At 37.1% G+C, this 10,474-nt stretch carries 14 protein-coding genes (1 of these 14 running past the window's edge); 2 read left to right on the forward strand and 12 right to left on the reverse strand.

Annotated features, from left to right (window positions below):
- Positions 1-5 precede the first annotated feature (5 nt).
- The 9 genes from yqeK to OZX60_07005 form a co-directional block, all read right to left on the reverse strand.
- Positions 6-596, reverse strand: coding sequence for a bis(5'-nucleosyl)-tetraphosphatase (symmetrical) YqeK (gene yqeK / locus OZX60_06965; GenBank protein ID WEV45165.1), 591 nt, complete (start codon positions 594-596; stop codon positions 6-8).
- On the reverse strand, positions 589-1,191 hold the full coding sequence (locus tag OZX60_06970; protein ID WEV45166.1) for a nicotinate-nucleotide adenylyltransferase: 603 nt from the start codon (positions 1,189-1,191) through the stop codon (positions 589-591). Before OZX60_06970 ends, yqeK begins: the two co-directional genes overlap by 8 nt.
- 21 nt (positions 1,192-1,212) lie before the next feature.
- A complete protein-coding gene (gene yhbY / locus OZX60_06975; protein ID WEV45167.1) occupies positions 1,213-1,521 on the reverse strand; it encodes a ribosome assembly RNA-binding protein YhbY in 309 nt (102 codons plus the stop codon).
- Positions 1,522-2,643, reverse strand: a complete 1,122-nt coding sequence (gene yqeH / locus OZX60_06980; protein ID WEV45168.1) for a ribosome biogenesis GTPase YqeH — start codon at positions 2,641-2,643, stop codon at positions 1,522-1,524.
- A gap of 72 nt (positions 2,644-2,715) precedes the next feature.
- Positions 2,716-3,255, reverse strand: a complete 540-nt coding sequence (locus OZX60_06985) for an ECF transporter S component (protein WEV45169.1) — start codon at positions 3,253-3,255, stop codon at positions 2,716-2,718.
- A gap of 2 nt (positions 3,256-3,257) precedes the next feature.
- Positions 3,258-4,076, reverse strand: a complete 819-nt coding sequence (thiD, locus tag OZX60_06990) for a bifunctional hydroxymethylpyrimidine kinase/phosphomethylpyrimidine kinase (protein WEV45170.1) — start codon at positions 4,074-4,076, stop codon at positions 3,258-3,260.
- Positions 4,077-4,176: 100 nt separating this feature from the next.
- Positions 4,177-4,704 (reverse strand): YqeG family HAD IIIA-type phosphatase, encoded by a 528-nt coding sequence (locus OZX60_06995; GenBank protein ID WEV45171.1) that lies wholly within the window; start codon positions 4,702-4,704, stop codon positions 4,177-4,179.
- Positions 4,705-4,771: 67 nt separating this feature from the next.
- On the reverse strand, positions 4,772-5,926 hold the full coding sequence (gene dnaJ / locus OZX60_07000; GenBank protein ID WEV45172.1) for a molecular chaperone DnaJ: 1,155 nt from the start codon (positions 5,924-5,926) through the stop codon (positions 4,772-4,774).
- Between the two features lie 121 nt (positions 5,927-6,047).
- On the reverse strand, positions 6,048-6,668 hold the full coding sequence (locus tag OZX60_07005) for a 1-acyl-sn-glycerol-3-phosphate acyltransferase (GenBank protein ID WEV45173.1): 621 nt from the start codon (positions 6,666-6,668) through the stop codon (positions 6,048-6,050).
- Positions 6,669-6,792: 124 nt separating this feature from the next.
- Here OZX60_07005 and OZX60_07010 point away from each other — a divergent pair, with 124 nt between their 5' ends.
- Together OZX60_07010 and OZX60_07015 are read left to right on the forward strand one after the other, a co-directional pair.
- Positions 6,793-7,545 carry a tRNA1(Val) (adenine(37)-N6)-methyltransferase gene (locus OZX60_07010; GenBank protein WEV45174.1) on the forward strand — a complete coding sequence of 251 codons (753 nt, stop codon included), beginning with the start codon at positions 6,793-6,795 and terminating at the stop codon, positions 7,543-7,545.
- Positions 7,532-7,816: a GIY-YIG nuclease family protein gene (locus OZX60_07015; protein WEV45175.1), complete on the forward strand. Its 285-nt coding sequence runs from the start codon at positions 7,532-7,534 to the stop codon at positions 7,814-7,816. The genes OZX60_07010 and OZX60_07015 overlap by 14 nt, the downstream gene beginning before the upstream one ends.
- 19 nt (positions 7,817-7,835) lie before the next feature.
- Here OZX60_07015 and OZX60_07020 read toward each other — a convergent pair whose 3' ends face one another.
- The 3 genes from OZX60_07020 to OZX60_07030 form a co-directional block, all read right to left on the reverse strand.
- Positions 7,836-8,060, reverse strand: coding sequence for a YkuJ family protein (locus OZX60_07020; protein ID WEV45176.1), 225 nt, complete (start codon positions 8,058-8,060; stop codon positions 7,836-7,838).
- A gap of 129 nt (positions 8,061-8,189) precedes the next feature.
- Positions 8,190-9,521, reverse strand: coding sequence for a glycosyltransferase family 4 protein (locus tag OZX60_07025; protein ID WEV45177.1), 1,332 nt, complete (start codon positions 9,519-9,521; stop codon positions 8,190-8,192).
- On the reverse strand, positions 9,518-10,474 hold the 3' portion of the coding sequence (locus tag OZX60_07030; GenBank protein ID WEV45178.1) for a glycosyltransferase family 4 protein. The gene runs 42 nt beyond the window's last position; only the last 957 of its 999 coding nucleotides appear in the window; its start codon lies off the right edge, out of view; it ends in the stop codon at positions 9,518-9,520. The genes OZX60_07025 and OZX60_07030 overlap by 4 nt, the downstream gene beginning before the upstream one ends.

A 10,474-nucleotide genomic window follows, 5' to 3' on the forward strand; every position in this document is an offset into this window, starting at 1 on the left:
AATATCTACTTTAAGTAAGAAATATAAGCATTGTAGGTTTCAATTGTTTGCGGGTAAACCCGTATTTTTTTATTTAAAAGATGTTCTATCGTCTTTTGAGTTTCAAAGGCTACAGCCGCATCCAAATCTTTTTTAGCTAGTTTTCGTGCCTTATCAACACCAGGAAAATCCCTATTTGGTTCAATATAATCAGCAACGTAAACAATCTTTGCAAGAGTGGTCATAGAACTTGAGCCAACAGTATGGACTCTGATTGCTTCAAGAATTTCAGGATCCTTTAGTCCCAAGTCCTCTTTAATCTTATAGATTCCAACCACTCCATGCCAGACATTGTTTCCCCAATTCAAAAGGTCAGGATCCAATTCATACTTTTGAATAAGCTCCCTAAATTCCTCTTTGGGAAGCTCCTTGGCATAGTCATGAAGAAGGCCAGCAAGGGCTGCCTGATCCTCATCAACCCCGTAGATTTTAGCAAGTTTTCTTGCTGTTTCTTCAACTGATAAAACGTGCTTAAACCGGTGGTCACTCATTTGAGCCTTGATTTTTTCAAGGAGTTCCTTTCTTGTTAAACCAAGTTCAGAATAGTATTTAGTCATATAATCCCTCCTTCAAAATATAATCAAGAACAGAATTTGGCAGGAGGTAATTAGGTTTCATGCCCTCTTTAACATATTTTCTGATGGCACTTGATGAAATATCCATTGTAGGAAGATCAACCCAGATTAGAGGATAGCTAGTTCCAACCCTATATTTTGGCCTTTGTACCCCAACAAATTGAACCATTTTTACAAGTTCATCGATTTTATAGAATTTATCTAGGTTACCAACCCTATCTCCACCTAGAATATAATAAAAATCAACATCTGGATTTTCTTCAATTAGCATTTTCACCAGATGATAGCTAGTAATTCCAGGATTTTGATGGGCATGAAGATCAATTCCTATATTATTCTGTTCAAATTCCAAAAGGGCCAACTCAAGCATTCGCACCACATGATCTGATGAAGAATACTCCGGAAAAAGTAAGACCTTTTCTAAATTTAGGAACTGGCAGACCTGGTCAGCAATCAGCAAGTGCCCATTATGAACAGGATTAAAAAATCCTTCAAAAATTCCAATTTGTCTACGATTATTTTTTTCTTCCTGATAGGGTTTAACCTTTGTAAAAGGTGTCAATAATTCAAAGGGCATCTTCCTAGCCTACTTTCCTTCTTAAAGGCTTTTAACCTTTTGAGAAATTTTACGATTTTCCTTACGTTCAGAAACCTTGTAAAGAACGACCATGCGGCCGATTACTTGAACCACATCAAATCCCATTTCTTCCATGGCTTCTGCCACAGTTTCCACAGTCTCATCAGTATTTTGTAGAAGGGTCACCTTGATAAGTTCGCGGGCGTCAAGGACGTTACGAATACTTGTTTTAACCTCATCATTTAAGCCATTTTTTCCGACTTGAACGATTGGGTTTAAGTGATGGGCTTCAGATCTTAAATATCTTTTTTGTTTTCCAGTTAATGCCATTTAAATAATACTCTTTCTTGTTAATATGTCGACTCCTTCAGGGGCCCAGCAGGCTACGACTCCAGGTTGAGCCATACGAATCCATCCTAGTCCTGAGAAGACGATATCAGTTTTTTCCTTGATTGAAAATTCAACCCGGCGGAGTTTTGGAAACTCAGCGACCTCATCTTTTTGCGGCGGAGTTAAAAGACCACCGACGTGTTTTTCATAGAAGTCACTTGCACCCTCAAGTTTTGTCCTGTGTAGTTTTAGGTCACGGGCAAAATAGGCTGTGAACCCTTGTTTTTCCCCCTGCAGATAATCAAAACGAGCAAGTCCTCCTAAAAAGAGGGTCTGTTCCGGATTAAGCTGGTAGGTTACGGGCTTAATTTCCTTACTTGGGCTGATTAGCTTGAGATCTTTTTTACCAAGGTAATGAGCCATCTGGTGGTGGTGGATGATCCCCGGTGTGTCAACCAGATTACTTTCTTCATCAAGCGGGATCTCAATTTTATCAAGGGTTGTTCCCGGGAAGCGGCTAGTTGTAATAACATCCTCTTCTCCTGTAGCAATCTTAATGATTGAGTTGATCAGGCTTGATTTACCAACATTTGTTACCCCAACCACGTAGACGTCGCGACCTTTTCGGTACTCATCAATTTTTTCCATCAAGTTTCTTACATCATCTTGGTTGAAGGCGCTAGTTAGGACCACATCAATAGGGCGAAGTCCTGCTTCGTGTGCTCGCTCCTTTAACCACTGGGTAAGTTTCCTAGTTCCAACAGCGTGCGGTAGGACATCTTTTTTATTTCCGACTAGAAGTACGTCGTTATTTTGGACAAAACGGTGGAGGGACGGAATAACAGAACCGTTAAAGTCAAAAATATCAACCACGTTTACGATTAGGGCATCAGTGTTTCCAAGCTCATTAAGCAGGCGGAGGAAGTCCTTATCAGTCATCTCAACATCTGCTACCTCATTGTAGTGGCGCAGGCGGAAACAGCGCTGACAGTAAAGCTCTCCTGTTTCAAGTCCCTTCTCAATTGCAGACTTTGGCGTATAGCCAGATTGTTTATCGTTGTCTACCTGTAAGGTTGCCCCGCAACCAATACAGTGTAAGTCTTTCAAATCTAATTTATTCATATTCTCATTATACCAAAAAGCCCCAAGCTTAACCACTTGAAAAGACTTGGGACTAGTAGAATTTACCTAATTTTAATCCTGTAATTTTAATGCTCGCATAGCACTTCTTAAAGGGAAGTAAAGTAAACATACAGCAACAATTGTAATACTTATATTAATAAGGGTGGCAGGTAATTTTGCAAGGGCTAAACTAGCAGAAACCTCAAATCCTTGACCCAGATATAGTTGGATAACTAAATTTTTTAAAAAAGTCATGCCCAGTTTAGCAAGACCAGTTACAAGCCCGATGACAAATAATTGACCAACATTCTTTGGATTTTTCTTAAAATACAAGAAGGCTAAATAAGCTGCTCCACCAACAATAAAAGCTTCTACTATGAAATATGGTGCCTCGCTGACATATCCATTTAAAACATCAAAAATAGCAAAACCAAGTCCTCCTGCTAAAGATCCTTTAAAATAGCCCAAAAGCAAGACTGCCAGAAGTAAGGTGGCATTCCCCAAATGGACAAAAGCACCCGTTGGTAGGGGAATCTTTATACTAGTAGCAATAACCACTAAACTTGCAAATATAGCTACTAAAACAGTACCCTGAATCTTTTTATTCCTCATTATTAACCCTTTATCCTCTTTTCTGCATGATTATAAGCTCCGTGCCAAACATGGCCCAGGTATTTATTAATCTCAATTCCATCTTCAATAGCAGCTGCAACAAAACTTTTAGCCAGCAAAAGAGCATCAAGCATCTTCATATCCTTTGCCATACCTGCTGTAATGGCAGCTGCCAAGGTACAACCTGCCCCGTGATTAAAGTCCGTCTGGTAAAGCTCTCCCTCAAGTTCATAGAAGTCACTACCGTCATAGTAAATATCAAGAGCCTTATCAATTCCTAATCTATGGCCACCCTTAACTAAAACTTGACTGGGACCTAAATCAGTAATTCTTTTTGCGGCCTCCCTCATATCACTTGCCGTCTTAAGATCTCCCAGTCCAGACAAAATTCCAGCTTCAATAAGATTAGGGGTCGTAATTAGAGCCCTTGGAAGCAAGTATTCTTTAAGACCTTCAAGGCTTTCTGGTTGAAGGATTTGTGCTGTCCCCTTACAGGCAATAACTGGATCAACAAGTAATTTTTCACAAGCATATTGGTCAATAAACTCACTTGCAACCCTTGCATTTTCATAACTTGCCATCATACCCGTTTTAACAGCACTAATCTTATTTCCTGCAAGTGCTGACTTCAACTGATTAGCAAGTAAGTCACTACCAAGATCTGTTACCTTATGCTTCCAAGAATTATCATAATCCATGGTCACAACTGAGGTAATACTTGAAATTCCAAATAGACCATATTCCTCAAAGGTTTTAAGATCAGCTTGGATTCCTGCACCCCCTGTTGAATCGGATCCTGCAATGGTTAAAACTTTTTTCATAAAACTCCCTAATTTTCAATTTTTACTCAATAGTTTTCAGTAATTACAGTCAATTATATGAAAATATATCCAGCCAGTCGAATATTTACCCATAAAAATCTTAAATTCTATTCTTCCACTCAAGTGGACCGTCCTGGTCAACTATTTTCTTCAGAACCCTACGTTCACGTGCCCTATTAAATTTTGTCTGCCAAGAATCACTTTCCACAAGTTGTTTAACAAGAATACTTCGCAAACCTGCCCTATGAGCTGCTCTAATATCCGTCATCAACTGATCTCCAACCATGACTGCATTTTCTGGTCTTTCATTAAGGATTTTCAAGGCTTTTTTTATACCTCTGGTAAAAGGTTTCATGGACCTACTAACAAAAGGAACGTCAAAATTTCTTACAGCATGACCTACTCTTTTATGGGTATTGTTAGAAACAACAATTACTTTTATTCCTTCTTCTTTCATCTCCTTAAGCCAAGCGCGAAGTTCTGCACTACCCTCAGGATTGTCCCAAGCAATTAGAGTATTATCTAAATCAACTAGGACACTTTTTATCTGATGTTTTTTTAAACTTTTAGCATCTAATTGGTAAACTGCTTCCAATAAAAAATCTGGTTTATAATTTTCAATATTCATATAGCTATTATACCCATATTCTTTCCATATTAAAAGGGACCTAAGTCCCTCTCTAAATCACTATCTATTATTCAAAGCCCTTTTTTAATTTATCAAAGAAACCTTCTTTTTGAGGATGAACGTTTTCGCCACCTGCCTTAGCAAATGCTTCTAGAGCTTTACGTTGTTCATCATTTATCTTCTTAGGAGTTACTAGGTTAACGATAACAGTTTGATTTCCATTACCACTTCCGTTAAGACGAGGAACACCTTTTCCTTTAAGACGGAATTTGGTTCCTGTTTGAGTTCCAGCAGGAATTTTAAGTTTTACATTTCCGTGAACTGTTGGAACCTCAAGCTCTGTTCCAAGGGTAGCTTGTACAAAACTTATTGGTAAGTCATAGAAAATTTCACTACCTTCTCTTCTGAATTTAGGACTATCTTGAACATTAAAGATTACATAAAGATCTCCGTAAGGACCTCCGTTAATACCTGCATCACCTTGACCAGCAAGTCTTATTTGTTGACCAGTTTCAACCCCAGCAGGAACCTTGACTTTAACCTTATGAACAACCTTTTCACGGCCACTTCCATGACATGTTGGACATGGATCTTTAATTTCTTTACCTGTACCATGACAAACATCACAAGTAGCTGTAGTCATAACACGGCCAATTGGAGTATCACGGGCAACCTGAATTTGACCACTTCCGTGACATTTAGGACAAACAATAGGCTCTGTTCCAGGTTTAGCACCACTTCCGTGACAGGTATGACAAATTTCTTCCCTGTTGTATTTGATTTCTTTTTCTACACCAAAGACAGCTTCTTCAAAGCTTAAATTAATCCTATACTGTAAGTCGTCACCTTGACGCGGAGCATTTGGATTAGCTTGCGCTCCTCCGCCTCCACCAAAGAAACTAGAAAAGATGTCTTCAAAACCGCCAAAGCCGCCGCCTGAAAATCCTGAGAAACCATCAAAGCCATCAAAACCGCCAGCTCCTCCGCCAAAACCACCTTGGGCTCCAGCAAAACCATATTGGTCATAGGCTGCGCGTTTTTGAGAATCACTTAAGGTTTCATAAGCTTCTTGAATCTCCTTATATTTATCTTCAGCACCTGCATCCTTATTAATGTCTGGGTGATATTTTTTTGAGAGTTTTCTATATGCTTTTTTTAATTCATCATCACTTGCTGTCTTAGAAACACCTAAGACCTCATAATAATCCCTTTTTTCTGCCATCTTTATACCTCGTTTATATTATCATCATATTTTAATTTCAACTATATCCTCATTTTACCATTTTTGACCTTTAAAATCAAAAAAATTAGCACTTAAATATCTTGAGTGCTAATTTTCTTCATTATTTGGGAATATACTTATAATTTGGATCTAATTCTGCATCCAAATCCTTAAAGGCCTTGTTTATTCTTTTGGTTACTTCTTCTACTCCTGCCTCATTAGCCCTTGGAATATCTGATACGTCAATTGGCTCACCAAAATTTAGTTTAACCTTTTTCCGCTTCAGTAAATCCTTAAAGCTTATAGGACCTTGATAGACTGCTGGAACAATTCTAACCTTAGCCATTTTAGCAATAACAAGAACACCGCCTTTTATATCATCAGAATGACGGCTTCCTGTCGGAAACATAACAAGTGACTTATCACTTTCCTTTAAGGCCTTAACGGGAATTTTAATGGCGCTTGGCCCTGGATTTGCTCGGTCTACTGGAAAGGCTCCACATTTTTTAATCCACCAGGCAAAAAGTTTATTTTTAAATAACTCCTTTTTGGCCATAAAAATAAACTGCTTAGGTCTAGTCGCATAAGCCAAATAGACCGGATCCCACAAGCTCCTGTGAGGAGCAACTAGGATATAATTTTCTGATTTATCTGGAACCCTGTTAACATTATGAAAATCGGCCTTACCATTAACCACATAAAGTATAAATGTTACCAAATTTCTTAAGAATGCATAAAACATATAATCACCATGCCTTTTATTAGTCAATCAATTGTATAATAAATTCATTATAATGGCAATAAGAACAGGTAGTTCTAGCTTCCTTTCTAATGCCTCCCTTCTAATAATTTGCTATAATACTTGCATGACTATAGAAATTTTAAAGGACGGAGAACGAGTTGATCAACTCCATTCATCCGATGTAAAAATTATCCAAAATAAAGACGTTTTTAGCTATTCAATTGACTCAGTCCTACTTAGTAGATTTCCAAGAATTCCTAAAAAAAATGCTAAGATTGTAGATATGTGTGCAGGTAACGGAGCTGTTGGACTTTTTGTCAGCAGTAAAACCAAGGTGCCCATCTATGAAATAGAACTCCAGGAAAGACTTGCTGATATGGCTCAAAGATCTGTTAACCTTAATGGGCTTGAAGAACAAGTCACTGTCATTAATGATGACCTGAAAAATTCCCTTAATTACCTAAAGCCTTCAAGCATTGACCTCCTTTTATGTAACCCACCCTACTTCAAGGTCGATCCTGAATCTAATATTAATGATAACAAGCATTACACCATGGCTCGTCATGAAATTACAACCAACCTAGATGAAATTTTAGATATTTCTCAAAAATTACTGAAAACTAATGGCCACCTTGCCATGGTCCACAGACCAGATCGATTTTTTGAAATCTGCCAAAAAATGATTGAACGAAATATTATTCCCAAACGAATTCAGTTTGTTTACCCTAAAAAAAATGCCAATGCAAATATTCTTCTCATTGATGCCATTAAAGACGGCCGAAAGGGAGGGGAGCAAATTCTACCACCTCTAATTATTCATGAAGAGGATGGCTCATATACTAAGGAAGTTTTTCAGATTTACTATGGACAAGAATAAGGCCTATTTCTATGTGCTCCTGTGTAAAGACCGGAGCTTTTACGGGGGCTATACAACTGATTTAGCTAAACGAATTAAGACCCATAATAAGGGATGCGGCGCCAAGTATACTAAAGCCAGACTTCCAGTGAAATTAATCTACTGGGAATCCTTTGATAGTAAAAACGAGGCCCTAAAACGTGAATATTGGTTTAAAAAGAAGCTAAACCGGAAGCAAAAAGAAAAATTTCTTCAAGAAAACGGAGTTAACAAAAAAGACCTCATCAGATAAGACTGACAGGTCTTTTTTATTAGTAAAGTAACTCGAAAAGTTCAATAGCTACAAGGTCGATGCTATCAAATGTTGCAAGTTCTTTTGTTTCAGAATATTTTAAAGTGAAAGTTTCAGTTTCTCTTTCATAAGTAACTTCTGCAACTACTAGTCCTTCACGTTCAAAGTTACGTGATTCCTTTTCATTCTCACCTTCAACCATTGCTGTAAGGCGGCTAATGATTGCTACTAAATGTGATTTCATATTTTCTTCCTTTTATTTAAATTAATTATCTCTTGTAATTCTACCATAATAATCAAACAATATCAGCAATCTAATCAAAAAAATACCTAAATTGTCCCTGTACAAACCAAGATTTTCAGAGGATTAAAACTAATCTTCATCAAAATCAGTCCAAATTTCATTACTATTTTCAGGCTGTTTTTTCAGAAGACCACCAGCTTTTTTCGCAAATTTTGCTACCTGTTTTGGAGTTCGAGCAACTCCCTTGATAATAGTTATTGGACTTTTTAAAACCATTTCAGATAAAGACTCATCCTTGATTTTGCCATTAAATTTATAAGAAATAGTTGTATCTAAATAAAATTCATAAACCTTTTCGCCAAAGTTCTCAGCAGAAATTTCATAAAGCTTATCTGATAGTAACTCCTGATTCATTTGCGGAGTATTTTTCACCGCATCAATTGTTACCTGAGCCAAATTTTGATCTTCATCAAAGAGACTACCAAACATTTTATTTGAAACTAGCCCCCTCAAATAAGAATTGTTACTGGCAATAATTGGAGTAGCTGATGCTAGACTTTCAATATAGGTTAATCCTTGAGTCTCACTTGTTGAAGCGCTAATTGTAAAGTCAGCTGCATGATAATAATAAGCTGTTTCATCTGAAGGAACCATTCCCATAAATGAAACATAGTCTCCAATGTTCAATTTCTCAACTAATTTCTCAAGATCTTCCCTATAAGGGCCATCTCCTACGACAATAAGCTTTACAGGAACCTCACGAATAACATCTGGCATAGCCTCAATTACCTTTTGAATATTCTTCTCATAAGATATCCTTGAAATACTCAAAAGCATGGTCTCATCTTCGGAAATTCCTAATTTTTCTCTAAATTCCTTAACCTTTTCCTCTGTTATATCAGGCCTATTAAATTTATCAAGTTCAATTCCCGTTGGGATTATCCTACGAGGAATCTTAATTCCGTAACCATCAACTGTCTCAGCAACCATAGCACTTGGACAAATAAGACCATCCATTTTATAAAGAAAAACTTTCATCATATATTTAACCATTCCTGGATGGATTAAATGACCCTTAGCTATGTAATGAACATAATCCTCATATTTTGTATGAAGGGTATGGATAACTGGAATATCTAACTGAGAAGCTACAAATTTACCTAAATATCCGACACCAAACTCCGTTTGAATATGAATAATATCAAGTTTATGCTTTTTAGCAATGCTATTAGCGTGGAAGAGTCCCCTCATAACTATTCTTCTATCTGTAAAAGAAATAAAAGGAACACTTGGTAGTCTAATTATAGTCGGATCATCACTGTCATTTGAATGGGGATCCGTTGTTGTAAAGATGTAGACCTCATGTCCCATGGTTTCCAAGGTCTCTTTAAGCGTTTTTATACTGGTTGCTACCCCACTAACCTGGGGAAAGTAAGTGTCTGTAAAAATACCTATTCTCATAATTCATTCACCTGCCTATAAGCATCAGCCAACTGGTAAGCTACCTTATCAAGGGATCTACTCTCAGCAACCTTATAGCCTTCTTCCTTTTTATCAATTTGTCCATTTACTATAGCCCTTAATTCTTCAGAAAACTCTTCAACTGATCGTCCTTTTGTCACCTGGCTATCGTCTAGCCATCCGTCAAATACAGGAATATCTCTTACCAGAACATTTTGATGACTAGCAAGTCCTTCCAAGACAACAATTCCTTCTGTCTCTTCTCTGCTGGCAAAAAAGAAAGCATCACTTGCCGTCATGGCACCTTCATAAATGTCACCCTTAATATATCCTGGGAATTCAACATTTGAGGGATGATTTTTTCTTACAATATTTCTTATTTTACGCGGAATAGTATAAGGATTTGAGTAACCAAACCAAATAAATCGTACATCAGGCATCCTTTCAGCAACCTTTACAAATTCATCAATCCCCTTGCGGTAAAAATAAAGACCAGCTGAAATTACTACCTTTTCACCATCTTTAATATTAAAATACTGCTTAAATTTTTCTTCCTTGTCCTTTTTAGGACCATATTCCTTTAAATCAATTCCATTGGAAATTGCTAGAATAGGACATTCGACTCCATAACCCTTAATCAGCGATTTTGAATATTCTGTGGGAGTTATAACCATATCAGCCTGTTTATATAAAAAGGCCAGATATTTACCAACAAAAGGAGCCATAAGATTTGATCCTATAAAAGAATTCTTAAAATCTTCTCTGGTTGAATGCCCATGATAAATAACTTTTTTACCATTTCTTTTAGCCTTTTTCATTAAAAGATAACTTTTTAGGCCGTAGCTATTAATATGAACTATATCATAGTCCTCATGTTTATTAGTGGTATAATCGATACCCGCAAGTTCCAGGGCATGCTTTTGATGTTGAATTGCTCTTCCTATTCCTGACTT

It is taken from the genome of Streptococcaceae bacterium ESL0687 (genome assembly GCA_029392475.1).
Classification (GTDB): domain Bacteria; phylum Bacillota; class Bacilli; order Lactobacillales; family Streptococcaceae; genus Floricoccus.

What these genes read in the sequence shown, in the direction of transcription:
- OZX60_07010 (WEV45174.1), top strand. Translation starts at nt 6,793, where the DNA reads ATGACTATAGAAATTTTAAAGGACGGAGAACGAGTTGATCAACTCCAT.
- OZX60_06970 (WEV45166.1), bottom strand. Translation starts at nt 1,191, where the DNA reads ATGCCCTTTGAATTATTGACACCTTTTACAAAGGTTAAACCCTATCAG.
- OZX60_07025 (WEV45177.1), bottom strand. Translation starts at nt 9,521, where the DNA reads ATGAGAATAGGTATTTTTACAGACACTTACTTTCCCCAGGTTAGTGGG.
- OZX60_07015 (WEV45175.1), top strand. Translation starts at nt 7,532, where the DNA reads ATGGACAAGAATAAGGCCTATTTCTATGTGCTCCTGTGTAAAGACCGG.
- thiD (WEV45170.1), bottom strand. Translation starts at nt 4,076, where the DNA reads ATGAAAAAAGTTTTAACCATTGCAGGATCCGATTCAACAGGGGGTGCA.
- OZX60_07005 (WEV45173.1), bottom strand. Translation starts at nt 6,668, where the DNA reads ATGTTTTATGCATTCTTAAGAAATTTGGTAACATTTATACTTTATGTG.
- dnaJ (WEV45172.1), bottom strand. Translation starts at nt 5,926, where the DNA reads ATGGCAGAAAAAAGGGATTATTATGAGGTCTTAGGTGTTTCTAAGACA.
- yhbY (WEV45167.1), bottom strand. Translation starts at nt 1,521, where the DNA reads ATGGCATTAACTGGAAAACAAAAAAGATATTTAAGATCTGAAGCCCAT.
- yqeK (WEV45165.1), bottom strand. Translation starts at nt 596, where the DNA reads ATGACTAAATACTATTCTGAACTTGGTTTAACAAGAAAGGAACTCCTT.
- OZX60_06985 (WEV45169.1), bottom strand. Translation starts at nt 3,255, where the DNA reads ATGAGGAATAAAAAGATTCAGGGTACTGTTTTAGTAGCTATATTTGCA.
- yqeH (WEV45168.1), bottom strand. Translation starts at nt 2,643, where the DNA reads ATGAATAAATTAGATTTGAAAGACTTACACTGTATTGGTTGCGGGGCA.
- OZX60_06995 (WEV45171.1), bottom strand. Translation starts at nt 4,704, where the DNA reads ATGAATATTGAAAATTATAAACCAGATTTTTTATTGGAAGCAGTTTAC.
- OZX60_07020 (WEV45176.1), bottom strand. Translation starts at nt 8,060, where the DNA reads ATGAAATCACATTTAGTAGCAATCATTAGCCGCCTTACAGCAATGGTT.